This window comes from Streptomyces sp. NBC_00554 (assembly GCF_041431135.1).
Taxonomy (GTDB): domain Bacteria; phylum Actinomycetota; class Actinomycetes; order Streptomycetales; family Streptomycetaceae; genus Streptomyces.
In genome coordinates this window covers 6,342,789-6,367,529 of record NZ_CP107799.1, presented here as the reverse complement: position 1 = coordinate 6,367,529, position 24,741 = coordinate 6,342,789, and the positions used below count along the sequence as shown (strand labels likewise).

General features: G+C 71.1%; 22 protein-coding genes and 2 tRNA genes. 17 read left to right on the top strand and 7 right to left on the bottom strand.

Annotated elements, in window-relative coordinates:
• The first annotated feature begins 144 nt into the window (after positions 1-144).
• On the top strand, positions 145-1,653 hold the full coding sequence (locus tag OG266_RS28105; RefSeq protein ID WP_371548961.1) for a hypothetical protein: 1,509 nt from the start codon (positions 145-147) through the stop codon (positions 1,651-1,653).
• A gap of 21 nt (positions 1,654-1,674) precedes the next feature.
• Here the strand turns inward: OG266_RS28105 and OG266_RS28100 are convergent, their stop codons facing one another.
• A complete protein-coding gene (locus tag OG266_RS28100) occupies positions 1,675-2,271 on the bottom strand; it encodes a histidine phosphatase family protein (protein ID WP_266461415.1) in 597 nt (198 codons plus the stop codon).
• Between the two features lie 286 nt (positions 2,272-2,557).
• Between OG266_RS28100 and OG266_RS28095 the strand changes: the two genes are divergently transcribed.
• The 7 genes from OG266_RS28095 to OG266_RS28065 all read left to right on the top strand — a co-directional run bounded on the left by OG266_RS28095 (position 2,558) and on the right by OG266_RS28065 (position 9,151).
• Positions 2,558-3,583, top strand: coding sequence for a phosphatase PAP2 family protein (locus OG266_RS28095; protein ID WP_371548960.1), 1,026 nt, complete (start codon positions 2,558-2,560; stop codon positions 3,581-3,583).
• Positions 3,534-4,724, top strand: coding sequence for a hypothetical protein (locus tag OG266_RS28090; protein ID WP_371552990.1), 1,191 nt, complete (start codon positions 3,534-3,536; stop codon positions 4,722-4,724). Before OG266_RS28095 ends, OG266_RS28090 begins: the two co-directional genes overlap by 50 nt.
• Positions 4,715-6,307 carry a hypothetical protein gene (locus OG266_RS28085; RefSeq protein ID WP_371548959.1) on the top strand — a complete coding sequence of 531 codons (1,593 nt, stop codon included), beginning with the start codon at positions 4,715-4,717 and terminating at the stop codon, positions 6,305-6,307. Before OG266_RS28090 ends, OG266_RS28085 begins: the two co-directional genes overlap by 10 nt.
• The gene (locus OG266_RS28080; protein WP_371548958.1) at positions 6,304-7,653 is read left to right on the top strand and encodes an AAA domain-containing protein; all 1,350 of its coding nucleotides are present in this window, start codon (positions 6,304-6,306) and stop codon (positions 7,651-7,653) included. Before OG266_RS28085 ends, OG266_RS28080 begins: the two co-directional genes overlap by 4 nt.
• 159 nt (positions 7,654-7,812) lie before the next feature.
• The gene (locus OG266_RS28075) at positions 7,813-8,205 is read left to right on the top strand and encodes a hypothetical protein (RefSeq protein WP_266461406.1); all 393 of its coding nucleotides are present in this window, start codon (positions 7,813-7,815) and stop codon (positions 8,203-8,205) included.
• Positions 8,206-8,454: 249 nt separating this feature from the next.
• Complete coding sequence (locus OG266_RS28070) at positions 8,455-9,087, top strand: bifunctional DNA primase/polymerase (protein WP_371548957.1); 633 nt, start codon at positions 8,455-8,457, stop codon at positions 9,085-9,087.
• A tRNA-Lys gene (locus tag OG266_RS28065) sits at positions 9,078-9,151 on the top strand. The genes OG266_RS28070 and OG266_RS28065 overlap by 10 nt, the downstream gene beginning before the upstream one ends.
• Positions 9,152-9,223: 72 nt before the next feature.
• Here the strand turns inward: OG266_RS28065 and OG266_RS28060 are convergent.
• Positions 9,224-10,615 carry a M6 family metalloprotease domain-containing protein gene (locus OG266_RS28060; protein ID WP_371548956.1) on the bottom strand — a complete coding sequence of 464 codons (1,392 nt, stop codon included), beginning with the start codon at positions 10,613-10,615 and terminating at the stop codon, positions 9,224-9,226.
• A 453-nt stretch (positions 10,616-11,068) separates the two neighbouring features.
• Between OG266_RS28060 and OG266_RS28055 the strand changes: the two genes are divergently transcribed.
• The gene (locus OG266_RS28055) at positions 11,069-12,946 is read left to right on the top strand and encodes a putative bifunctional diguanylate cyclase/phosphodiesterase (protein WP_371552988.1); all 1,878 of its coding nucleotides are present in this window, start codon (positions 11,069-11,071) and stop codon (positions 12,944-12,946) included.
• A 27-nt stretch (positions 12,947-12,973) separates the two neighbouring features.
• Here OG266_RS28055 and OG266_RS28050 read toward each other — a convergent pair whose 3' ends face one another.
• The 3 genes from OG266_RS28050 to OG266_RS28040 all read right to left on the bottom strand — a co-directional run bounded on the left by OG266_RS28050 (position 12,974) and on the right by OG266_RS28040 (position 15,853).
• Positions 12,974-14,068, bottom strand: a complete 1,095-nt coding sequence (locus OG266_RS28050) for an LLM class flavin-dependent oxidoreductase (protein ID WP_266461398.1) — start codon at positions 14,066-14,068, stop codon at positions 12,974-12,976.
• Positions 14,069-14,336: 268 nt separating this feature from the next.
• Positions 14,337-15,068 carry a decarboxylase gene (locus OG266_RS28045; RefSeq protein WP_371548955.1) on the bottom strand — a complete coding sequence of 244 codons (732 nt, stop codon included), beginning with the start codon at positions 15,066-15,068 and terminating at the stop codon, positions 14,337-14,339.
• A complete protein-coding gene (locus OG266_RS28040; RefSeq protein WP_371548954.1) occupies positions 15,065-15,853 on the bottom strand; it encodes an aspartate/glutamate racemase family protein in 789 nt (262 codons plus the stop codon). The genes OG266_RS28045 and OG266_RS28040 overlap by 4 nt, the downstream gene beginning before the upstream one ends.
• 221 nt (positions 15,854-16,074) lie before the next feature.
• Between OG266_RS28040 and OG266_RS28035 the strand changes: the two genes are divergently transcribed.
• Positions 16,075-17,022, top strand: a complete 948-nt coding sequence (locus OG266_RS28035; RefSeq protein ID WP_371548953.1) for a D-2-hydroxyacid dehydrogenase — start codon at positions 16,075-16,077, stop codon at positions 17,020-17,022.
• A gap of 50 nt (positions 17,023-17,072) precedes the next feature.
• On the top strand, positions 17,073-18,482 hold the full coding sequence (locus tag OG266_RS28030; protein ID WP_371548952.1) for an amidase: 1,410 nt from the start codon (positions 17,073-17,075) through the stop codon (positions 18,480-18,482).
• A 22-nt stretch (positions 18,483-18,504) separates the two neighbouring features.
• On the opposite strand, the gene OG266_RS28025 is transcribed toward OG266_RS28030, so the two are convergent.
• Positions 18,505-19,011 carry a DUF3830 family protein gene (locus tag OG266_RS28025; protein WP_371548951.1) on the bottom strand — a complete coding sequence of 169 codons (507 nt, stop codon included), beginning with the start codon at positions 19,009-19,011 and terminating at the stop codon, positions 18,505-18,507.
• 109 nt (positions 19,012-19,120) lie between these two features.
• Between OG266_RS28025 and ehuB the strand changes: the two genes are divergently transcribed.
• The 6 genes from ehuB (at position 19,121) to OG266_RS27995 (ending at position 23,289) form a co-directional block, all read left to right on the top strand.
• Entirely contained in the window at positions 19,121-20,053 is a 933-nt protein-coding gene (gene ehuB, locus OG266_RS28020; protein ID WP_371548950.1) for an ectoine/hydroxyectoine ABC transporter substrate-binding protein EhuB, read from the top strand.
• Positions 20,050-20,709 carry an ectoine/hydroxyectoine ABC transporter permease subunit EhuC gene (ehuC, locus tag OG266_RS28015; protein WP_371548949.1) on the top strand — a complete coding sequence of 220 codons (660 nt, stop codon included), beginning with the start codon at positions 20,050-20,052 and terminating at the stop codon, positions 20,707-20,709. The genes ehuB and ehuC overlap by 4 nt, the downstream gene beginning before the upstream one ends.
• Complete coding sequence (gene ehuD, locus OG266_RS28010; protein WP_371548948.1) at positions 20,706-21,356, top strand: ectoine/hydroxyectoine ABC transporter permease subunit EhuD; 651 nt, start codon at positions 20,706-20,708, stop codon at positions 21,354-21,356. The genes ehuC and ehuD overlap by 4 nt, the downstream gene beginning before the upstream one ends.
• Positions 21,346-22,131, top strand: coding sequence for an ectoine/hydroxyectoine ABC transporter ATP-binding protein EhuA (ehuA, locus tag OG266_RS28005; RefSeq protein ID WP_371548947.1), 786 nt, complete (start codon positions 21,346-21,348; stop codon positions 22,129-22,131). The genes ehuD and ehuA overlap by 11 nt, the downstream gene beginning before the upstream one ends.
• 226 nt (positions 22,132-22,357) lie before the next feature.
• A complete protein-coding gene (locus OG266_RS28000; protein ID WP_371548946.1) occupies positions 22,358-23,116 on the top strand; it encodes an IclR family transcriptional regulator C-terminal domain-containing protein in 759 nt (252 codons plus the stop codon).
• A gap of 99 nt (positions 23,117-23,215) precedes the next feature.
• A tRNA-Lys gene (locus OG266_RS27995) sits at positions 23,216-23,289 on the top strand.
• Positions 23,290-23,356: 67 nt separating this feature from the next.
• On the opposite strand, the gene OG266_RS27990 is transcribed toward OG266_RS27995, so the two are convergent.
• The gene (locus tag OG266_RS27990) at positions 23,357-24,667 is read right to left on the bottom strand and encodes a M18 family aminopeptidase (RefSeq protein WP_371548945.1); all 1,311 of its coding nucleotides are present in this window, start codon (positions 24,665-24,667) and stop codon (positions 23,357-23,359) included.
• Between the last annotated feature and the right edge of the window lie 74 nt (positions 24,668-24,741).

Here is a 24,741-nt window from a genome sequence, read left to right as displayed (position 1 = left end):
GGTTTGTAGCCAAACCCAGCGTGCGGGGTCCGTCACAGCAGGTACGTTCTTGCCCCGCCGGACGCATGGCACCCATAGGGCACAACCCGGGTAACTCGCCTTGATTCCGGCACGGTTCGACGGTTCGCAAGAGAGGGCCCCACCATGGCGTCGTCAACGGTGACCTCGTCCCAGCCCCCCAGGCCATCGCGGCCGAACCTCGCCTTCCGGCGGCTGCGCGCACAGCGTTCGCCGGGCGAGTTCGCCGCGGCGGTGCGGCGGGCCGCGCGTGAGATCGGCGAGCGGGTCAGCTGCGACGCGCGCTACATCGGGCGCGTGGAGGCGGGCGAGATCCGCTGTCCCAACTACGCGTACGAGCGGGTGTTCCTGCACATGTTCCCCGGCCGCACGCTCACCGACCTGGGCTTCGCACCCCGCTCATCGGTACGCGGGCGCGGGGCGCGCGACACGGACGAAGCGCCCCCTCCGCACACCGCGAGCCCTTCGCACGCCTCGCATGAGACGGAGGGGGCGTACGAGACGTATGAAGCGCAGGAAAACCCGTACCACCCGCATGACCCGCACGATCCGTGCCACTCGTACGACCCGCACGATCCGTACGAGAACCACGAACAGAACGACGAGGAGAGCGACGTGCAGCGTCGCGCATTCATGACCGGAGGCACCGCCACTGTGGCGGCCGCCTCAATGGTGCCCTTCGGGGTCGCGTTCGGCTCCCCCGCCGCGGCCGCAGACCGGCGTGTCCACCGGGCGGGAACGTCCGAGGCCGGCGCACTCGAAGAGGCCGTACGCAAGATCCGGCTGCTCGACGACCGGCACGGGGCCGACGGCCTCTACCGGCGGGCCGCGGCGCCGCTGCGGACGGCGTACGCGCTGCTCGACGCGGGCACCACCCGGCAGGCGACCGCCGACCGGCTGTACGCGGGGGCGGGTGAACTGGCCATCTCTGTCGGGTGGCTGGCGCACGACTCCGGGCGCTTCGACGACGCGCGCTCGCACTACGCGGAGGCGCTGGCGACCTCGCGGATGTCCGGCGACCCGGGCCTGGAGGCGCACGCCTTCTGCAACACCGCGTTCCTCGCGCGCGACGCGGGGCGCCCACGTGAAGCGGTGCGCGCGGCGCAGGCCGCGCAGCGCGCCGCGCGCCCGCTGGGCTCCCCGCGCCTGCTCTCGCTGCTCGCGCTGCGCGAGGCGGGCGGCTGGGCGGGGCTCGCCGACCGCGCGGGATGCGAGCAGGCGCTGGCGCGCGCGCAGGCCCTCTACGAGCGGGGCCCTTCGGAGACGGACCCCGAGTGGATGACCTTCTACGGAGAGGCCGAACTGGAGGGTCTCGAGGCGCAGTGCTGGTCGACGCTGGGCGACTGGCCCCGCGCGGCCCGCCACGCACGCCGCGCCGCGGCCCTCCAGGACCCGCACTTCACCCGCAACCTGGCCCTCTACACCGCCGAACTCGCCGACGACCTCGCCCGCGGCGGCCGCCCCGACGAGGCCGCCCTCGCGGGCCTGCGGGTCCTCGACCTGCTGAGCGAGGTCCAGTCCTCCCGTATCCAGACCATGCTGGCGGGAACGGCGCGGGTACTGCTGCCGCACCGGAGGGCGTCGGGAGTCTCGGCGTTCCTGGACCGGCACGCGTCACTGCCGCGTACTGCGTGAGGGGGCAACCGAGAGCGCCTACTACGGGGTCAGGTGTCCGCAGTCGTTCCACGACTCGATCGCGGGCTCCCCGTAGGCCCACCCGAGTACCGACAGCGAGGTCGGGTTGAGGCGGATGCGGGCCGCGAAGTCCAGGGGGAGGCCCAGCCAGCGGGCGCCTATGGAGCGCAGGATGTGGCCGTGGGCGAAGACCAGCACGTCACGGTCGGCGGAGCGGGCCCACGCGACGACCTCGTCCGCGCGCGCGGAGACCTGTTCCAGGGTCTCGCCCTCGGGAACGCCGTCGCGCCAGATGAACCAGCCCGGCCGGACCGCCTGGATCTCGGCCGGGGTCATGCCCTCGTACGCGCCGTAGTCCCACTCCATGAGCGTGTCCCAGGTGGTCGCGCGGTCCCCGAACCCGGCGAGTTCGCACGTCTCACGCGCGCGTGCCAGCGGACTGGTGCGCACCTCCACCCCGTCAAGACCGTCGAACGGCGTCCGGTGCAGCCGCTCGCCGAGGAGCTTGGCGCCACGCTTTCCCTCCTCCAGGAGCGGGACGTCGGTCCTGCCGGTGTGCTTGCCGGACAGCGACCATTCGGTCTGTCCGTGCCGGGCCAGCAGGATGCGCGGTGCCATGGAGGGATGCCTTTCCGATAGGTACAGGGAGAGGGTCGTTCAGATGACGGAACGGGTCATTGAGGTGTGCGAGGTGGGTCATTCCATCATCGCGCACCCGCGCGGTGGGCAACCCGGGGGGCGATCTCTGCGTCTTTGACGACCGAGGGGCGCCCCTTCGGGGAGTTCACATACACCGTAAAATCGAATGTGGCCACGGATCGTCGTGAGCAGACTGTGCAGACTTGGCCGTCGGCAGACTGAGCAGACCGGCGGGTCACCGCACAGATGGGGGAGGGCGATTCGGATGCCGCAGGCCGATGCACCGCGTACCGAGGCGGCACCACGCGCCCGGCTCCGCCGGTGGACCGAGCCGCGTACCTCCCGGGCATCGCGGGCCCGGCTCCGCTGGTGGACAGAGCTCCCACTGATCCTGCTGGTGTACGCGTCGTACTCGGCGGGCCGGCTGCTCGCCCGGGGCGACGAGTCCGGTGCCGTCGACCACGGCCTGGAGATCCTGCGCATCGAGAAGGCCCTGCGCCTGAACGCCGAGCACCCGCTGAACCGTCTTTTCACCCGCGAGGCCTGGCTCGGCGTGCCCGCCGACTTCTGGTACGCGTCCCTGCACTACCTGGTCACGCCGGCGATCCTGATCTGGCTATTCCGGTCCCGCGCGGTGCGCTATCGCGCGGCCCGCACCTGGTTGATGACCTCCACGTTCATAGGCCTGATCGGCTTCACGCTGCTGCCCACCTGCCCGCCGCGGCTGCTCGCGGCGGGCCACGGCTTCACCGACACGATGGCCCAGTACAGCGACTACGGCTGGTGGGCGGGCGACGCGAGCGCGCCGCGCGGCCTCGGCGGCATGACGAACCAGTACGCGGCGATGCCGAGCCTGCACGTGGGCTGGGCGCTGTGGTGCGGAGTGATTCTGTGGCGGTACGGCCGCACGCCCCTCGCCAAGGCCGCGGGCATCGCGTATCCGCTGATCACCACGATCGTCGTGATGGGCACCGCCAACCACTACTTCCTCGACGCGGTCGCGGGCGCGGCGGTGATGGGGGCCGGCCTGCTGCTGACCCCGTTCGTGATACGGGTCGCGGACCGTGCGAGGACCGCGCTGAGCGCGCGGTTCAATGCGGTGCTCGGCGCCCGTTCCGCACGGGCCCCGGGCGCCTCGCACGGCGCAGGTTCCTCAATTGTCAGTGCGGGGTGCCAGACTTCCACGGGTGAACGATTTCCCCGACAGCGCGAGTCCCGAACCGGGCCGAGAGCCGAACCGGGTGCCGCCCCCACGGACGCGGGGGACGGCGCTGCGGCAGCGGCTCGCTGACCTGCGCGGCCCGTCCGTACCCCCCAAGGCTCTCGACGCGCGCGCCCTCGCGGCGCTCGCCGCGAACCCGGGGTGCGAGCGGCGCGCCCTCCTGGACGGCGCGGGGGTCGACAAGGCGAAGCTGGCGGAGGGGCTGGGCTCGCCGTCCGCCTTCGGGCAGTCGCAGTTCGCCTTCATGCGGGGCAACGCCTTCGAGGCGCGGGTGAAGGCCGACGGGGGCGCGGAGTTGCTGCGGCTCGTGCACGAGAAGCTGGACCCGGGTGCCGAACCGCCCGGCTCCGGGCGCGTACCCGACCTTTCGGCGGTCGGCCCCGAGGGGCGCGCGGCCCGTACGGCGCTCGCGTTGCGCGAGGCCACCGAAGCCGGGGTCTGGACCCTGCTCGACCACCCCATGGTCGCGCTCGACGTCGCCGACTCCCCCGCGTTCCTGGAGCCCGACGCGGTGGTCGTGCACCCCGACGGCAGCTGGACCGTCGTCGAGATCAAGTCCTTCCCCATGCTGGACGGTTCGGCCGACCCGGCGAAGGTGGGCGCGGCCGCCCGCCAGTCCGCCGTCTACGTACTGGCGCTGGAGGAGATCGCCGCCCGCCTGGACCAGCCGGGCGAGGTCCGCCACCGCGTCCTCCTGGTCTGCCCGAAGGACTTCTCCAACCTCCCGACCGCGTCCGCCGTCGACGTCCGCAAGCAGCGCGCGGTCACCCGCCGCCAGCTCGCCCGCCTCACCCGGGTCGAGGACATCGCCGACGCCCTCCCCGAAGGCACCTGTTTCGCCCCCGACCTCCCGACCGACTCCCTGACGGCCGCCGTCGAGTCCGTCCCGGCGACCTACGCCCCTGAATGCCTCGCAGCCTGCGAGCTCGCCTTCCACTGCCGCGACCACTCCCGCGCGGCGGGCGCGGTGACGTCCTTGGGACGCTCACTGCGCGCCGAGCTGGGCGGGCTGACGACGGTGGGGGACGTGCTGGCCGCCGCCCGCGGAGAGGCCGGGGACCCGGCCGATCCGGCGGTCGCCGCGCTGCGCAGGGCGGCGGAGCTTCGGGCCGAGGCGTTGGGAGCCCGGCCCTCGGCAGTCCAGCCCTCGGGAGCCCAGCTCTCGGCAGTCCAGTCGTCGGGAGTCGCGGAGGGGGCCGTATGTCGCTGATCGCCACCCTCGCCCGCCTCGAGGCCGTCGACAGCGGCCGGGCCCAGCCCACCGCGACCGTGCGGCACCGGCATCTCACCGAGCGGCCCCTCGTGTTCGTGCCGCTGATCACCGCCGGTGAGGCCGGGGCCCCGCTCGGGGCGCTCGTCGGAACCGAGCGGGACACGCCGCGGCTGCTCGTCGTACCGCAGCCACGCGACCGCGACCTGCGGTTCGCGTTCCTGGCCGAGCTCGCGGACGTCGTCCTGCCGTACATCGACTCGTACGCGGACGTGGTCGAGGCGGCCGAGCGCAGCGAGACCGATCCGGAGACCGGCAAGCGCGTCAAGGTCGAGGTCGAACTGTGCGCGGACGCCCCGCAGTTGATCGTGCCGAGCCGGTCGGGAGTCGAGTTCGTACGGCTGCTCGGGCGCTCCATGCGGTTTCGGCGCACCGCCGAGCAGGAGCCGGAGGCGCCCCATCCGGCGCCGCCCCGGGTGCCGTTGCTCGGGCGGTGGATGACGCACTTCGGGGAGCGGGCCCGGGTGCCCGGCTCCTCGCTGCTGCTCGCCCTCACCGACGTGCTGTCGCGGCACTGGGCCACCGGGCAGAGCAGTCTGGAGGACCAGCACCTGGGGGCGCTGCTCGCCTGGATCGACCCGGCGGACGGTGCGTCGGGCGCCGAGGCGGCGCTGCGGGCCGAGTTGCTGCGGGACTCCCGGGGACAGCTCGTCTGCCCGCCCGCAGGACCGGCGACCGACCCGGCCTTCGACAACAAGCTGCTGGCCCCCGCCATCGATCGCTACGACCGTGCGCGCACCGCGCTCGCCGCCGCCGAGGACGGCGTCGAGGCGGACGACCGGCTCGGTGACCTCACCGCCGCCGAGCGCGAGATCCGGGCCCTCGTCGGCGGTGTCATGCTGCCCACCTGGGACACAGTGTGGCGCGGCCTCGACCTGCTGCGGGAGCTGCCCGAGGGCGCCCGCGCGGCCGACCGCTGGACCCGTGACCGCTGGTCATTCACCGGCCACCGGGACCGGATCACCGCGGGCGAACCCCCGCAGCCGCGCCGCGACGACGCGGTCACCGCGGCGAACAAGCTCGCCACCCGCGAGCGCGAACAGGCCCGCCTGGAAGCCCAGGAGGCCCTCGACGACCCGCTCGTCATGGCCGGACGGCGGCTCGGCGGCGAGGCCTTCGCGGGCGAGGTCATGGATGTCGTGATGGCGTACAGCGAGGGCAAGCGGCCGAGCCCGCGCCCGCTGGTGACCGTGCGCACGGACGACCGGCCGCATCTGGGGGAACGGGCGAAGGTGTACCGGTCGTTGGGCGGGAAACCGCAGGCCTCCGAGTTCGTCGCCGCCGAGGAGGACGGCGCACTGCTCGTCCTGCGGGTGGTCGACAAGATGGGGCGCGGCAAGGAACCCGAGGCGGGGTCCGTGCCGGAGAAGGGCGACCTCGTCTGCTTCACGCTCTTCGAGCACGAGCAGCGCGGCGGGGCGAAACTGCCCGACCCGGAGGAGACACCGTGGACACACGGCGGGCCGCCGGGTGAGGCCGACGCGCCCCGTCCGGACCCGGTGACAGAGGAGGACGTCCTGTGACCCCGCCCCTGACGACCCCCGTCTTCGATCCGGGCGCCGCGGCGACCAGCGCCACCGACGCGATCCTCCGCGACACACTGCACGGCACGCACCGCGGAGTCGTGGTCGACTCCCCGCCCGGCGCCGGAAAGTCCACCCTCGTCGTTAGGGCCGCGCTCGAACTGGCCGCCGCGGGGCGCCCGTTGATGGTCATCGCGCAGACCAACGCGCAGGTCGACGACCTCGTGCTGCGGCTCGCCGAGAAGAACCCCGAGCTGCCCGTCGGACGGCTGCACAGCAGCGACCCCGACCCGTACGACAAGGCGCTCGACGGCCTGGAGAACGTGCGCAAGTCCACCAAGGCGGCCGACCTGGCGGGCCTCGACGTCGTCATCTCGACCGCCGCCAAGTGGGCCCACGTCAAGGGCGTCGAGCCGTGGCGGCACGCGATCGTCGACGAGGCGTACCAGATGCGCTCGGACGCGCTGCTGGCCGTCGCGGGGCTCTTCGAGCGGGCGCTGTTCGTGGGCGACCCGGGGCAGTTGGACCCGTTCGCGATCGTCGGATCCGAGCAGTGGGCGGGCCTGTCGTACGACCCGTCGGCGTCCGCCGTGACGACGCTGCTCGCCCACAATCCCGAGCTTCCGCAGCACCGCCTGCCGGTGTCGTGGCGGCTGCCCGCGTCCGCGGCGCCGCTGGTCTCGGACGCGTTCTACCCGTACACCCCGTTCCGCAGCGGTACGGGCCACGGGGACCGGCGGCTCGACTTCGGTGTGGCGTCGGACGGTTCGGGCCCCGACCGGGTCATCGACGAGGCCGCGGAGGCGGGTTGGGGGCTGCTGGAGCTGCCGGCCCGGCACACGCCTCGTACGGATCCGGAGGCGGTTCGGGCCGTGGCCCAGGTCGTACGCCGTCTGCTGGACCGGGGTGGCGCGGCCACGTCGGAGCGGTCCGCCGAGCCGGTGCCGCTGACCGCCGACCGGATCGCCGTCGGGACGGCGCACCGGGACCAGGCCGCCGCCGTACGGACCGCGCTGGCCGAGCTCGGCGTCTCGGACGTCACCGTCGACACGGCGAACCGGCTTCAGGGGCGGGAGTTCGATGTGACTGTGGTGCTGCATCCGCTCTCGGGGCGGCCCGACGCGACGGCGTTCCACCTGGAGACGGGGCGGTTGTGCGTGCTCGCGTCGCGGCATCGGCACGCGTGCATCGTGGTGTGCCGGGCGGGGGTGACGGACCTGCTGGACGATCATCCGTCCACCGAGCCGGTTCAGCTGGGGGTCACGGTCAAGTTTCCCGATGGTTGGGAGGCGAACCATTCGGTGTTGTCGCATCTGGGGGAGCATCGGGTGGCTTGGCGGCCTTAGCCCCCCGGGGATCCGGCTCCCGAGATCGGCTCCCGAGCTGTCGCTCGGTCGGCGCCGGCTCGGTTCCCGCCTGGCCTCGGGCCCTCTTGCGCCGTCGGGGGACAATAGACGGTGGCCCGCTCACAAGGCGGACCCTGAACCGTACGAGGAGGAGAAGACATGGCGGAGCCCACGCCGCGTCGGAACGAACCGCGGCTACGCCCCGCGCCCCTGCTCTTCGAGCCCGCGGAAGCCGCGAGCGATCCGGAGCACTTCTTCGACCTGGAGTCGATCGACGATCCGCGGGCGCTGCTGGCGCGCGCGACGGAGCTGACGCAGGCGTTTCGTGCCGCGGCCGACCGGGCCGTCGAGTTCCAGGCGATGGCTGCGGCGCAGCTTGCCGATCCTCGGCGATTCGATCGGCTCACCGCGGCTGCGGTGGCGGAGCGGGCCGAGTGGACCGAGGACTATGCGAAGAAGATGATCGAGTTCGGCCGTGATCTGCTTCGGGGAGTGGAAGGGGCGAGCGGGCGGGCACATGGGCTGGGGCATGGGGTTGGGGACCATGCGTGAGGTCTCGGGGTGCGTGGGGTGAGTTCGGGTTTTTTTCGCCCCCTCCGCCCCTACCCGTCCCGTTCCTGGGGGCTCCGCCCCCAGACCCCCGTATCGCGCTGACGCGCTCGTCCTCAAACGCCGGACGGGCTGAAAGTTCCCCCTCCTGGCATATGCCAGGGCGGCAAGATACTCCTCCTCGCCCCCTCCTGTCCCGGTTTCCGGCAACCCTCTGAGAGCAGGCACTCACCACCGGTAGATGTATTTGCCATGAGTGCTTCCCCCGACCAGTTCGACATCTCAGGTGTCACGCCCGAGGGAGTCGCCTGGCTCGCCTCGGCAGGAACATACCCGCGCAGTACTCTCGCGCTCTGGGAGGAACGGCCGGGCGCCCCGGTCGTGCTGCCCTGCGGGAGCACCTTCGACATCGTGAACACTCCGGTGATCTTCGGGCGGCGGATGCTCGACCTCCTGTGGGACGAAGGGCCCGGCTCGGGCCCGGTGGCCACCTACCGGGGGCGGATGCTGCTGTTCGCCGCGCCCGGTACCGCGCAGCGGCTGCCCTCGCTGCTCGACTGGGAGGAATGGGGTTCCCGTTCGAGGAGCGAGGGCTCCGGCCGGAGCGGCGGGATTCCGCCGCTGCTCTGCCACGGCACCGGCGACGCGGTCACCGTCCCCGCGCCGGGCGTCGGCGACAGCAGGGGGCCGAGCCCCGCGAACCGGCTGGAATCCCGCTGGCTCGTCGCCCCCGACACCCGGCAGCCCTGGCTCCCCGGACCCGAGATCCTGCTCTGGGCGGCGGTCCGGGCGGCCCGCGCGGCGGCCTCCGCGGCGGTGCGGATATCGATTTTTCCTCCCCGCGATCAGGATGCTAAGGTCTACGACGTCAGCAGGCGCCGCTAGCTCAGTTGGTTAGAGCAGCTGACTCTTAATCAGCGGGTCCGGGGTTCGAGTCCCTGGCGGCGCACAGACGGTGAGAAGCCCCTCGCGAGAGCGAGGGGCTTCTTGCGTATCCGTGGAAAGTCTCTACCCGGCGCACTCACCCCGTCGTGATCTTCACCGTCCACGCCCCCGTGGCCGTCCGGTCCTCCACCTCGATCCGTACGTTCTCGCCGGGCACGGTGAAGCTCTCCCCGAGTGCCACCGGCGCGTCCGCGAGCGGCGGGTAGACCGAGTCCTCCCAGCAGGACTCGGAGTGGGGGTGGGCGTCGAGGACCTCGATCGGGCCTCGGCCGGACTCGGCCTCGCTGCGGACGCGGTAGACGAGGACGCCCTGCGTGCACGTCGATCCGTCGTTGCCCGCGGAGCCGCGCGCCTCGAAGGCCAGCACGGTGTCGGGACCCGTACGGGCCACGGCCAGCTTGGTGCCCCGACCAGACCCGAAGGTCCGCGCGCCGGAAGCGCTGGAGCTGCCGGAGCCGCCCGAGCCACTGAAGCCCCCCGCCCCCGCCCCTGCCCCTGCCCGGAGCACGGACGCGGGCGCCCCCGCCTCCCCGACCGTCGCCGGCCCGGCACTCAACGGCTCCAGCGTCAGCCGCGTACTCCCCCGGCCCCGCACACACGCGACCTGGCGCGGATCCAGCCAGCCCAGTTTCCACTTGTGCCAGCCGAACAGGTCGGGGGCGAGGCCGAACTGGCTGCCCATGAGGTCCCAGTCGCCGACGTAGGTGTCCCAGTCGCCCTTGCCGTCGACGGGGCGGTGGTAGAGGTCGGGGAGGTCGAAGACGTGGCCCGTCTCATGGGCGAGGACGAGGCGGTCCGGCGGGTGCTTCTCGAAGACGGTGACGACACGGCGGATATCCTTGCCGTCGGCCCGCATGGGCGTGTCGAGGTTGACGACCTTCGTCGCGTCCGAGTCGACGCCCGGCGCGTCCGGGTCGGCGACGAAGTAGACGATGTCGTAGCGCGAGAAGTCGACCCGCGCGTCGGCCACGGCGAGCGCGTCGCGCAGATAGGCGGCGCGGTGCGCGGAGCTCCAGTCGCGCTGTATGGCGTACGACGTGGAGGGGTGCGGCATCCGGATCCAGTCACGCTGTGGGTGCGGGCGCAGCGTGAACCTGCCGTACGAGGCTCGCTCGAAGAAGTCGCTGGTGGCCGGGAAGTAGTCGGCGGTCAGTTCGGCGGGCGTGGTCTGCGGCTCCGAGTCGGGGAAGGACAGGAAGACCATCACGGCGTCGAGGGCGCGGGTGGGGCGCGTATAGGCGGCGTTCCAGGTGTCGACGCCCTCCGAGTGGTGCGCCGCGGTCCGCTTCAGGGCGCACAGCTCCGAGCGGGGTTCGGCGAGCGCGGGGCCGGGCAGCAGCGAGGTCGCGGCCAGCGCCGACATCGAGGTGAAGACCGCCGCGGTGCTGCGCCAACGGGGCGACCCGTCACGGGTGAAGGCTCGCAGGGCCTCACGGGTGAGCTCCTTCAGGGGGAGCGGACGCGGCACATCGACCTCCGGATGCGGATTTCAGGACACCGCACCCAGCCTGTGATGGTTTGTCATATTTCGCCCTGTTTGTCTACACCAGAAGGGTGAGAGGCCGCGGGAGGGCGACACCCCGAACACTCACGGAACGTCACAGGCGATCGGAGGGGGAAGGAACCCGTCCAGATGCAGGCAGAAACGATCTGTCAGAAGGGGTGGTTGTTCCGGGACACTGGACAGTGGCTGCAACTCCCCGGGGCCAGCCTCTATGATCGGCACACTTTCCTGCACGGACACGGCTTGTGCGGCCGTCCAGCACCGGCCGACCACCCCGAGAGACCCATACGAAGAACGAGTGCACTGCGGGAGCGAGCGGTGAGCGGAACGTCCGAAGGGCCGGCGCCCGCGGCAGACCTCGTCCGGCCGGCCGTCACAGAGCGTCACATTGAGACATCTCCTCGTACGTCCGCCGGGTTGCATCCCGGCACATCCGTATCCCCCGGGCCACCTCCCGGCACATCGGTCCCTTCCGAACCGGCCCCCGGCACAGCCGTATCGACCCGGGCGCCTTCCGACACCACGGTCTCGGCCCACGCGTTTCCCGACGCGACGTCACCCCACACCTTCCAGGCCGCGTTCGCCACCGCGCCCCTCGCGATGGCCGTCGTCGACCGCGAGGGTCTGGTCGTCACCGCCAACGAGTCGCTGGGCGACCTGCTCGGCAGCGACGCCGACGCGCTCGCCGGGCGGATCGCCTCCGACCTGGTGGACCTGGCGTCCGACACCCGCACCTGGCACGCGTACCGCGAGGTGCTGCGCGGCCGGCAGGCCCGGCTGCGCTGCACGCGCCGGCTCAAGCACCCCGACGGGCACTCGCTCTGGGTCCAGGTGACGGTCGCGCCGCTGCCCGCCCAGGAGCGGGCGGTGCTGATCTCGGTCGCCGACATCAGCGCCCGGCGTGAACTCCAGGCGCGGCTGCGGCACTTGCAGATGCACGACGCGGTGACCCGGCTGCCCAACCGCACCCTGTTCTTCGAGCGGCTGACGGCCGCCCTGGAGGCGGAGGCGTACGAGGAGGGCGGCACCGGCCGGATCGGGCTCTGCTATCTCGACCTGGACGGGTTCAAGGCGGTCAACGACACCCTCGGCCACCGGATCGGGGACCGGCTGCTCGCGGCCGTCGCCGAACGCCTGACGCGCTGCGCCGACGAGGCCGGTTACGCACGGGCGGCCACTCCCCTGGTGGCGAGACTGGGCGGCGACGAGTTCGCGCTGCTCGTCGAGGACTCCACGGGGACAGAGCAGTTGGCCGACCTCGCCGAGTCCGTCCTCAGATCACTGCAGGCGCCCTTCGACCTCTCCGGTCAGCGGCTCTCCGTCTCCGCGTCCATCGGCGTCGTCGAGCGCCGGGCCGCCGGGACCTCCGCGACCGGGCTGATGCAGGCCGCGGACACGACGCTGTACTGGGCGAAGGCGGACGGCAAGGGCCGCTGGACCCTCTTCGACCCGGAGCGCAACGCCCACCGGATGACCCGCCAGGCCCTCTCCTCCACCCTCCGCGCGGCCGTCGAGCGCGGTGAATTCACCCTGGAATACCAGCCGTTGGTGGGCATGGAGGACGGCGGCGTGCGCGGGGTCGAGGCGCTCGTCCGCTGGAACCACCCCCAGTTCGGAATGCTCACGCCGAATCGGTTCATCGGACTGGCCGAGGAGGACGGCTCGATCGTGCAGCTCGGCCGCTGGGTCCTTGCCACCGCCTGCCGCCAGGCCCGCCGCTGGCAGCTGGACCACCCGGACGCCGTGCCGATCTTCGTCAGCGTGAATGTGGCGGTGCGTCAGGTCTGGGACTCCGACCTGGTCGCGGATGTGGCGGAGATCCTGAAGGAGACCGGACTCCCGCCCCATCTCCTCCAGTTGGAGCTCACCGAGTCCGCGGTGATGGGCTCGGCCGGCCGCCCCCTCCAGGCTCTGCAGGCCCTCAGCGACATGGGCGTACGCATCGCCATCGACGACTTCGGCACCGGGTACTCGAACCTGGCGTATCTCAGCCGGCTGCCGGTGTCGGTGCTCAAGCTGGACGGCGCCTTCGTACGGGGCTTCCAGTACGAGAACCGCGACGGCACCGACACCCACCCCAACCCCGCCGACGAGGTCATCGTCGAGGCCCTCATCCAACTCGCCCACAGGCTGGGCCTGACGGTCACCGCCGAGTGTGTGGAAACCGCCTCCCAGGCCTCCCGCCTGCGCGGCATCGGCTGCGACACCGGGCAGGGGTGGCTGTACTCGCGGCCGGTGGCGGCGGATCGTATCTCCGCGCTGCTGGAGGCGGCGGCCACCTGCGGGCAGGTCTGAGCAGCGGGTTCGGTCCGAGCGGCGGGTTCAGGACGCCTGCGGCAACCCGTACGCGTCCGCGATCAGTTCGTACGAGCGCAGCCGTAGGTCGCCGCTGTGGGCGTGCGAGGTGAGCATCAACTCGTCGGCGCCCGTGCGCTTCTGGAGGTCGTCGAGGCCTGCGCGGACCTCGTCCGAGGTGCCGTGGATGACGTTGGAGTTCCAGGTGTCGATGAACTCCCGCTCCATCGCGCTGAATTCGTACGCCTCGGCCTCCTCCGGGGTCGGGACAAGGCCCGGTCGGCCGGTGCGCAGGCGGACCATGTTCAGGGCGGCGGCCAGGACCTGGCGGCGGGCCTCCTTCTCGTCGTCCGTGGCGAGGGCGGAGACGCCGATGAGGGCGTACGGGGCATCCAGGACGGCGCTCGGCCGGAAGGACTCCCGGTAGAGGTCCAGGGCCGGGATCGTGTTCTGGGCCGAGAAGTGGTGGGCGAAGGCGAAGGGGAGGCCGAGGGATCCGGCGAGGCGGGCGCTGAAGCCGGAGGAGCCGAGGAGCCAGATCGGGGGGCGGTGCGGGGACTGGACTCCGCCGGGGGAGGTCGACTGGATCGGGCCCGGGACGGCGTGGATACGGGCGTATCGGTGGCCGGGCGGGAAGTCGTCGTCCAGGAAGCGGGTCAGCTCCGCGAGCTGTTCGGGGAAGTCGTCGGCGCCTTCGTTCAGGCGGTCCGTGCGGCGGAGGGCCGCGGCTGTGGCGCCGTCCGTGCCGGGGGCCCTGCCCAGGCCCAGGTCCACTCGGCCCGGGGCCATCGCCTCCAGGGTGCCGAACTGTTCCGCGATGACCAGCGGGGCGTGGTTGGGGAGCATGACGCCGCCCGAGCCGAGGCGGATGCGGGTCGTGTGGGCTGCCAGGTGGGCGAGGATCACCGCCGGGGACGATGACGCCACGCCCGGCATGGAGTGGTGTTCGGCCACCCAGTAGCGGTGGAAGCCGCGGGATTCCGCGAGGCGGGAGATCTGGACGCTGGTGCGGAGGGCTTCGGTCGCGGTGCGGCCTGCGCCGACTGTGACCAGGTCCAGTACGGAGAGAGGCACCGGGGCGGTGCCCTCTGCCTTGCCGCGGATCTCGTCCGTCTCGTTCACCGGGGTGCCTCCTGTTTTCGTGCGTCGCGCTGTCCGCGGGGTAACAGGAGGGTGTCCCCGGTTATTCCCGCGGGCGGGTGGGGTGGGGGCTGGGGAAGGCGTTTTTCGCCCCCTCCGCCCCTGCCCGTCCCGTATCTGGGGGCTGCGCCCCCAGACCCCCGCTTTCGGCCTGAACGGCCTCGTCCTCAAACGCCGGACGGGCTGAAACCGGGCGTAGCCCGGAAGCAAGGGACGGGTAGGGGCGGAGGGGGCGAAGAAAACCTCACCCTCACGCCTGCACCAGCGGTTCCTTCGTGAACAGCGTGCCCAGTTCGGGGGCGTTGACGCGGCGGGTTGCCAGGCGCAGGGCCTCCCAGACCGTGACCTGGTTCGCGGTGAGGACCGGCTTCGAGAGGGCGGCCTCCAGGGCCGGGATGTGGGAGGCGGTGTGGAGGGCGGTGTCGGGGAGGAGGACGGCGTCCGCGTCGGGGTGGTCGGCCTCGCGGGCCAGGGCGAGGACCTCGGCCTCGCCCCAGGTGCCGACCTCCGCGGCGGTGACGATCCCGGAGGCGCGCGCCGAGACCACCTCGACACCGGCGTCGCTCAGGAACGCGGCGAAGAGCGCGGTCACGTCGTCCGGGTACGTCGCCGCGATGGCAACCCGGCGCACCCCCAACTCCCGTACAGCGTAGGCGAACGCGAAGGAGGTGGAAGAAGCGGGCAGCCCCGCCGCGCGGGCGAGGGAGCGGACCTGTTCGTGGGCGCCCTCCCAGCCGTACACGAAGCTGCCACTGGTGCAGGCCCACACCACCGCCTCGGCCCCCGAGAGCCGCAGCTCCTCGACCCCCGCCGCGAGCCGCGCCGCCGAGCCCATCTCGAGGAGCGCGTCCACCCGGTGCGCGTCCTCGCCGATGTCCGTGTGGACGACGGGCAGGCGGATGTCGCTGCCGAGGAGCTGCTCCATGCGCGGGTAGTCGTCCTCGGCCGAGTGGCCCGGGTAGAGGAATCCCAGTGCGGTCATGCCCAACCTTCCTGCTGGTTCCGTTCCGGCAGTACGGGGCCGCGCCGACGGGCCGATTCGTCCAGCAGCGCCTGATAGGGCCCCACCGCCCGGGTACCCAGATGCCGCAGGGCTGCCCACATCGTCACCTGGTTGGCCGAGATCACCGGGATCCGCAGCTCGGCCTCCAGCTGGGGGATGACGTCGTACGTCGGAAGGTTGGTGCAACTGATGAAGAGCGCTTCGGTGGAGTCCCGGACGCTGCCGCGGGCCATTTCGACCACCTCGCGGTACGGGACCTTCCAGATGTGGCTGGTCAGGCCGAGCGAGGCGCGGCCCGTGACCGTGATGCCGGCCTCGGCCAGGTACTCCTCCAGGGACTGGGTCACCGAAACCGTGTAGGGGGTGACGAGCGCGATTCGGCGGGCGCCCAGCTCCCCCAGCGCTTCGAGCAGGGCGCCCGAGGTGGTGACCGACGGGACCGCGCCCGCCCGTCTCATCGCCTCGCACATCGCCCGCTCGCCCGCCACTCCGCCCACGAAACTGCCCGAGGTGCAGGCGTACGCGACGACCTCGGGCGCGACCGCGTTCAGCGCGCGTACCGCGTTGCCGAGCGTCTCGTGCTCGGAGACCAGGCGGGCCAGGTCCAGGCTGACCTCGACCGGCACGAACGGGGTGCGGGTGAGGTGCAGGGAGACGTCGTCCGGGACCCAGCGCCAGAGTTCGCGGTCGAGGGCGAAGTCGAACGGGGCGACGACGCCGATGCCGCGTTGCGGCCGGGGTCCGCCGAGAAAGGAGACGTCCATGGCAGGCACCGGCCTCACTGAGGGAAACGGGTGAGCAACGGTCCGTACTCGGATCCGTGTTGACGAAGGTAGGTTCGGGTGCGAGCGTGGTCAATCCGCGCATCTCAGACGGCTATGACCCACCCTCAACTCTTCGGAGAAGCATCCCTTCGAAGAGACACCTCTTCAGACGAGCACCCCTTCAGAGAAGCGGACCCGTATTGCGAAACGGTTTCCCGACGATGCCCGGTACGACTCTGCTTGTCCTCGACGCCGAACCGCTCCCCCGCCTCGGCAAACTCACCGGGCGGGTGCGGATCGAGCACGCCGACGCGTCCACGCTGGCCGAGCTGCTACCGCGGGCCGACGTCCTGCTCGTCTGGGACTTCACCTCGCACGCCGTGCGCGACGCCTGGCCCGGTACGGGTCCGCGGCCGCGCTGGGTGCACACGGCGAGCGCGGGTGTGGACCATCTGATGTGCCCCGAACTCGCCGCGTCCGACACGGTGGTGACGAACGCGCGCGGAGTCTTCGACGAGCCGATCGCGGAGTACGTCGCCGCGCTGGTCCTCACGATGGCCAAGGATCTGCCGAGGACGTGGGACCTGCAGAGGCAGCGGGAGTGGCGGCACCGGGAGTCGCAGCGGGTGGCGGGCACGCGCGCCTGCGTGGTGGGTTCCGGGCCGATCGGGCGGGCGATCGTCAAGTCCCTCAAGGCACTTGGCATCACGACGGCCCTGGTGGGACGCACCCCGCGTACCGGCATCCACGGCCCCGAGGAGCTGGACCGGCTGATGGCGCGCGCCGACTGGGTGGTGTCCGCGGCGCCGCTCACCGAGGCCACGTACGGCATGTTCGGCGCCCGGCGCTTCGGGATGATGCAGCCGTCGGCTCGCTTCATCAACGTCGGACGCGGGCAGCTCGTCGTCGAGGACGCACTCGTGGAAGCGCTGTCGAAGCGGTGGATCGCGGGGGCCGCCCTCGATGTCTTCCAGCACGAACCGCTCGGCCCCGACAGCCCGTTGTGGGAGGTGCCGGGGCTGATCGTGTCACCGCACATGAGCGGGGACACCGTCGGCTGGCGCGATGAACTCGGCACGCAGTTCGTGGAGTTGTACGAGCGTTGGGAGGCGGGGAAGCCGCTGGCGAACGTCGTCGACAAGAAGCGTGGATATGTACCGGGGCACTGAACTCCCCAGCTCCCTCTGGCCGTGACACTGAACTCCCTTTGGAGGGGCCGATGTCGGAACTCACCGAGCTGACCGCCGTGCAACTGGTCGACGGCTACCGCAAGGGCGAATTCAGCCCCGTGGACGCGACGCGCGCGGCCCTCGATCAGGCCGGTCGCGTCCAGCCCGCCGTGAACGCGTTCGTGCGGCTGGACGCGGACGAAGCCCTCACCCGGGCAGGGGAGTCGGCGGAACGCTGGCGACGGGGCGCGCCCGCAGGCCTGCTCGACGGCGTCCCCGTCACCGTCAAGGACATCATCCTGCTGCGCGGCGGCCCGACCCTGCGCGGCTCCAAGAACGTGGATGCGCAGGGCAGTTGGGACGAGGACGCGCCGTCCGTCGCCCGCCTGCGCGAACACGGCGCCGTCTTTCTCGGCAAGACGACGACACCCGAGTTCGGCTGGAAGGGCGTCACGGACTCGCCGCTCTCCGGAGCGACGCGCAATCCGTACGACGTCTCGCGCACCGCGGGCGGCTCCAGCGGCGGCAGCGCGGCGGCCGTCGCGCTCGGTGCGGGTCCGCTGTCGCTGGGCACGGACGGGGGTGGCAGTGTCCGTATCCCGGCCGCCTTCTGCGGGATCTTCGCGCTGAAGCCGACGTACGGGAGGGTGCCGCTGTATCCGGCGAGCGCGTTCGGGACGCTCTCGCATGTGGGGCCGATGACCAGGGACGCCGCGGATGCCGCGCTGATGATGGACGTGATCAGCGGGCCCGACGCGCGGGACTGGTCGGCGCTCGGGCCGGTGACCGGCTCGTTCGTGGACGCGCTGGCGGGCGGGGTGCGGGGGCTGCGGGTCGCGTACTCGCCCTCGCTGGGCGGGCAGGTCGCGGTCCAGCCGGCCGTCGCGGCGGCGGTACGGGGGACGGTGGAGCGGCTCGCCGGGCTCGGCGCGTACGTCACCGAGACCGACCCCGACTTCACCGATCCGGTGGACGCCTTCCACACGCTCTGGTTCGCGGGGGCGGCCCGTGTGACCCAGCGTTTCGGGCCCCACCAGCGGGAGTTGCTCGACCCCGGCCTCCGCGAGATCCGCGACCTCGGCGCCCGCGTCAACGCCCTTGAGTACCTGGCCGCGGTGGACGTCCGTATGGAGCTGGGCCGGCGGATGGGCCTCTTCCACGAGTCGTACGACATCCTGGTCACGCCGACGCTCCCGCTGACCGCGTTCGAGGCGGGCGCGGAGGTGCCGAAGAACTCCGGCCACCGCCGCTGGACGGGCTGGACCCCGTTCACGTACCCCTTCAACCTGACCCAGCAGCCAGCGGCGACCGTCCCGGTCGGGCTGGACCCGGACGGCCTCCCGATCGGCCTGCAGATCGTGGCCGCCCGCCACCGCGACGACCTCGTCCTGCGCACGGCACACGCGCTGTACGAGGCGGGAGCCGCGGGGGTGGCCGCCCCCGCGCCGATCGAGAACTAGGGCCTGATCCGCCGGACAGGCCCTAGACCCGGCGGAAGCTGAGCGTCTCCCCCAGTGCCCCCGAGCGCCACAGGTCGTTGCAGGCCTCGGCCATCGTGTCGAGGCCCTCGGTCACCTGGCCCCAGACGATGCCCGGCACCCAGCCGACATCGCCGTTGAGCAGCAGGTTGTTGCGCTCGTAGAAGAGGGCGAGGTCGACGACCGTGGCGCCCGACTTCACCTCGGTGTCGTAGCCGTACGCCTTGGTGCCCAACTCTGTGCCCTCGAAGGCGAAATAGCACAGATCGCCGGGTATCGGGGTGACTGTCGGGTTCTCCAGGGGTGGTTCCGTGTGTGCGAAGGGTGGGAAGAGGGCGTAGATCTCGTTGCGGGCGTACTTCGCGTGGTAGACGTCGCCGCTCAGCGGGAGGGCGTCCCATACCGCCGCGCAGGTGATCGGCGCGCGGTCGTCGAGCAGCTTCGCCGTGCAGTGGACTCCCCGCTTGACCAGGGAGATCTCGATGTGGCGGTCGGAATCGCGGTGGGTCATGCACTCCATGGTCCCGCCGCGGTCAAGAGGGCCTGCCCCGGGATCAGGGAGGCGTACGGGGCTCAAATCGATCCGCATAAGTCGGATCGGCTCGGGTAGCCGCGCGGCCATGGCTCCATCACTGAGAAACGACACGAAGAACGCGAGGGACGCGGAGAAACGAAGTCCCAGCCGGCGGGCGCTGCTCGCCGGCGCCTCGGCGCTGGGTGCCGTCGGGGCGCTGGGCGCGGCCGGTTGCAGCCGGGTCGCCACGGCGTCCGGCGTGGACGGCGGCGATCTCCTGGACCGGCTCAAGGCGCAGGGCGTCGTACGGCTGGGTATCGCGGGTGAGATCCCGTTCGGCTACATCGACAGGAACGGCGAGCTGACCGGCGAGGCGCCGGAGCTCGCGAAGGTCATCTTCAAGCGGCTGGGAGTGGATCGCGTCCAGCCGGTTCCGATCGAGTTCGGCTCGCTCATCCCCGGGCTTCAGTCGCAGACCTTCGATGTCGTGTCCGCGGGGATGTACATCAACCCCGAGCGCTGTGCGCAGGTCATCTTCTCCGACCCGGACTACCAGATGCTCGACGCGTTCATCGTGCGCAAGGGCAACCCGAAGAACCTGCGCGACTACAAGGACGTCGTCGAGGCCAAGGCCAAGTTCGCGACCGGGACCGGCTACGCCGAGATCCAGTACGCCGTCGAGGCCGGGTACAAGGAGAGCGACATCCTGATCGTGCCGGATCAGGTCGCCGGGCTGAACGCCGTCGAGGCGGGGCGTGCCGACGTCTTCGCCGGGACCGCGCTGACCGTCCGTGAAGTGGTGAAGAAGTCGGCCAAGGCCGAGAGCACCGAGGCCTTCGCGCCGCTGGTGGGCGGCAAGCCGCACGTCGACGGCGGCGGCTTCGCCTTCCGGACGGCCGAGACGAAGCTGCGGGACTCCTTCAACGTGGAGCTGAAGAAGCTGAAGGACAGCGGCGAACTGTTCCGCATCCTTCAACCCTTCGGCTTCACCAAGGCCGAGATGACCGACATGACCGCGAAGGAGCTCTGCCGCGGATGACATCGGGACTCTGGGAACTGGTACTCAAAGGGGTCTGGGTCACCGTCCAACTGCTGTTCTTCAGCGTCCTGTTGGCCGGTGCCGTCTCCTTCGTCGTGGGGATCGCGCGCACCCACCGGCTGTGGATCGTCCGCTTCCTCGCGGGCTTCTACACCGAGGTGTTCCGCGGTACCTCCGCACTGATCATGATCTTCTGGGTGTACTTCGTGCTGCCGCTCGCCTTCGGCTGGCAGCTCGTGCCGATGTGGGCGGGCACGCTCGCGCTGGGACTGACGTACGGGGCGTACGGCAGCGAGATCGTGCGCGGCGCCCTGAACGCGGTCGATCCCGCACAGCGCGAGGGCGGTGTCGCGCTCAGCTTCACGCCCTGGCAGCGGATGCGGCTGATCCTGCTGCCACAGGCGATACCCGAGATGATCCCCCCGTTCTGCAATCTGCTGATCGAGCTGCTCAAGGGCACGGCCCTCGTCTCGATCATGGGGATGGGCGACCTGGCGTTCAGCGGCAACCTGGTGCGGCTGGCGCTGCAGGAGAGCGCGGAGATCTACACGTACATCCTGCTGGTCTATTTCGTGATCGCCTTCCTCCTCACGCGGGTCATGCGCGGTCTGGAACGGCAGCTCAAGGCCGGGGTCGCGGGCGGAGGTGCCTCATGAAGTGGGACTGGAGCGCGGTGAGTGACTTCATGCCGCATTTCTGGGACGGGCTGCTGGTCACCCTGCAGGCGCTGGCCCTCGGCTCGGTGATCTCCTTCGTACTCGGCCTTGTGTGGGCGCTGCTGATGCGGACGCCGAGCAGGTGGGTGCGCTGGCCCGTGGGTGTCGTCACGGAGTTCGTCCGGAACACCCCGCTGCTGGTGCAGTTGTTCTTCCTCTTCTACGTACTGCCCGAGTGGGACATCACGTTCTCCGCGCTGACCACCGGTGTCGTCGCGATCGGGCTGCACTACTCGACGTACACGATGCAGGTCTACCGGGCCGGTATCGAGGGCGTGCCCGCCGGCCAGTGGGAGGCGGCCACGGCACTCAGCCTGCCCCGGGCGCGCACCTGGACCGCGGTGATCCTGCCGCAGGCCGTCCGACGGGTGGTCCCGGCCCTTGGCAACTACGTCATCTCGATGCTCAAGGACACCCCGCTGCTGATGGCGATCACCGTGCTGGACATGCTCGGTGAGGCGCGGCTGTATTCGCAGCAGCATTTCCAGTTCACCGAGCCGCTCACGGTCATCGGTGTCGCCTTCATCCTCATTTCCTATCCGGCTTCCCTGCTTCTGCGAGCCCTGGAGCGACGTCTTGTCCGCTGACACGAATTCCGCCGCCACGAAATCCACCGATACGAATCCCGGCGAGCTGATCCGTTTCGACGGCGTCACCAAGCGCTTCGGGGACAACACCGTTCTCGACGGCCTGGACTTCACCGTCGATTCGGGGAAACACGTCACGCTGATCGGGCCCTCCGGCTCCGGCAAGACGACGATCCTGCGGATGCTGATGACGCTGACCCAGCCCGACGAGGGCACGATCGCGGTCGCCGGGGAGCGGCTCTTCCCGGCCGGCGAGAAGGAGGTCCGCGAGGTCCGCAAGAAGATCGGGATGGTCTTCCAGCAGTTCAACCTGTTCCCGAACATGAAGGTGCTCAGGAACATCACGGAGGCGCCCGTCACCGTCCTCGGCATGTCCAGGGACGAGGCCGAGGCGCGCGCCCGCGAGCTGCTGGACCTGGTGGGTCTCGCGGACAAGTGCGACGCGTATCCGAGCCAGTTGTCCGGCGGCCAGCAGCAGCGCGTGGCGATCGCGCGGGCGCTGGCGATGCGGCCGCAGGTGCTGCTCCTTGACGAGGTGACGTCCGCGCTCGACCCCGAGCTGGTCGCAGGTGTGCTCGATGTCCTCCGTGACATCGCCCGCACCACTGACATCACGATGCTCTGTGTGACCCACGAGATGAATTTCGCCCGGGACATCTCGGATCAGGTCCTGATGTTCGATTCCGGCCGTGTGATCGAGTCAGGACCGCCGGAGAAGATCTTCACCGATCCCGGCCAGGAAAGGACCCGGGAATTCCTCAGTGCGGTCCTTTGATTGCGGGGAGTGAACGCGGCCGAATAAGGTAAGGGGCGAGGTCCGGATCGTGGGGCATGCCTTACGCATAATGCCTTTGGCATATGCCAGAGTGGCGCGTTCCTGTTGAGCGGCTTGGAGCGCGCCACCAATCTCGTCAACAGACGCTCACAGCAAGCACTTTGACGGCTATCGTGGTGGAAGCTCAGCTGTCCGAAACAGGGCCCAGAAAGCGCAGGGGGAAACCGTGGCGCTGAAGAACGAGCCGACCGCGCCGTACCACTCGGCCCAGGACGCCCTCCGCGTCCTGGAGACGGTGTCGCGGCACTCCACCGGCGTCCTCGACACCGAGATCGCGCGCCGCACCGGCCTCGGCCCGGACCGCCTGACCACACTGCTGCTGATGCTGCGCCGGGAGGGGTACGTCGAGCAGGTCGCCGACGGTGCGTACGTCAGCGGCGCCGCCCTCAACCGGCTCACTTCCGCCCATGGCCGCGACCGGGCACTGCGCGAGAAGCTCCAGCAGACCATCGACCGGCTGCGCGACACGGTCGGCGCCGCGATCTACATCAGCCGGTACGTCGACGGTGAGATCCACGTCACCCAGTACGCGGACGGACCCGCGACCCCCGCGGTCAACGAATGGGTCGACTTCCGCTCCTCCGCCCACGCCAGCGCGATCGGCAAGAGCCTCCTCGGCCAGCTCGACCACAACGGCCGCCGCGACCACCTCTCCCGCCACAAGATGGCCCGCCTCACCTCGCGCACCATCACCAACGAGCGGCTGCTGCTGTCCCATCTCGAGTCCCAGCCGGCCACCGTTCCCGTGCTCGATCTCCAGGAGTACGCGATCGGCACGGTCTGCGCGGCGGTCCCCATCACGGCGGGCTCCTCCGTCGGCTGCCTCGCCCTGTCGCTGCCCGTCGAGCACGCGCACCGGCTGCGCGCGGCGGCGGACTCACTGAACCGCGGGGCGGGCCCGGTGCTCCTCTCCCTGGCCATCTAGGGCGGCGTCCGGCGGCCAGGAGCGTGGTCCGGAGCACCCCGGCGGACCAGGTAGTATTTCTTTTGTCGCCGCCCGCCGAGCGCGGGAGGCGAGAGTCATGCGCCGCTAGCTCAGTTGGTTAGAGCAGCTGACTCTTAATCAGCGGGTCCGGGGTTCGAGTCCCTGGCGGCGCACAACTGATGAAGGCCCTCCACGATGTGGGGGGCCTTTCACGCATGCCCGGCACCTGTCGGTGCGGGCTCAGCCGGCCGTGACGAACTCCGTGAGCACCCGGGTGAGCAGCCCCGGATCCCGCGCCCCGCACAGTTCGCGCGCCGAGTGCATCGACAGGCCCGGCACGCCCACGTCGACGGTGGCGACGCCGAGGCGGGCCGCGGTGATCGGGCCGATCGAGGTGCCGCACGGAATGGCGTTGTTGGAGACGAACGGCTGCCACGGCACCCCGGCCCGTTCGGAGGCGGCGGCGAAGGCTGCGACGCCGGTGCCGTCGGTGGCGTACCGCTGGTTGACGTTGACCTTGATGACGGGGCCGCCGTTGGGGAGGGGGCGGTGGTCGGGGTCGTGGCGCTCGGCGTAGTTGGGGTGGACGGCGTGCGACATGTCGGAGGAGACGCAGAAGGCGCCCGCGAGGGCCCGGTTCCAGTCCTCGCCGCTGCCGCCGCGCGCCGTGACACCGCGGCTCAGCACCCGTTCCAGCAGGGGGCCCTGGGCGCCGGACTCCGAGCCGCTGCCGACCTCCTCGTGGTCGAAGGCGGCGAGTACGGGGATGTGTGCGGGCGGCCGGGAGGTGGCGGCGGCGACCAGCGCGGTGACTCCCGCGTGCACCGAGATGAGGTTGTCCAGGCGCGGCGAGACGATGAACTCCTCGTCCGCGCCGAGGTATCCGGGCGGCTGGATGTCGTGCAGCATCAGGTCCCAGCCGAGGATCTCGGCGAAGGCGGTGTCGGCCTCGTCGGCGATCCGGCCGAGCAGGGCGCCGGGTTCGGTGCCGCCAAGGCCCCACACCGGGGTCATGTGCCGCTGCCGGTCGAGGGCGAGCCCCTCGTTGACGGTCCGGTCGAGGTGGATGGCGAGCTGCGGCACACGCAGCAGCGGCTTGTCGACGCGGACCAGCCGGGTCGAGCCGTCGCGCAGGGTCAGCCGCCCCGAGACACCGAGGTCGCGGTCGAGCCAGGTGTTGAGCGGTACCCCGCCGTAGATCTCCACGGCGATCTGCCGCCACCCCGCCGAGCTGGTGTCGGGCGAGGGCTTGATCCGCAGGTTCGGCGAGTCGGTGTGTGCGCCGATGATCCGGAACGGCGTGCGGGCCGGGGCGCCCCGGGGGACGTACCAGGCGATCAGCGCGCCACCCCGTACGACATAGCGGCCGCCCTCGGCGCCGGTCCAGTCGTCCGTCTCACGCAGTTCTTCGAAGCCCGCCTTCTCCAGTCGCTGGGCGGCGCTCGACACCGCGTGGTACGGCGAGGGGCTGGCGTTGACGAAGGTGAGCAGGTCGTCGCTGTGACGGCGGGCGTCGACGGGGTCGTTCGCGGTGTCATGCGTGGGGGACATGAGTGCCTTTCAGGTGCTGTTGAGGGTTGTCACGACAGGCAGGCACATGACAACCGCCTATGTGGGAAGGCCCG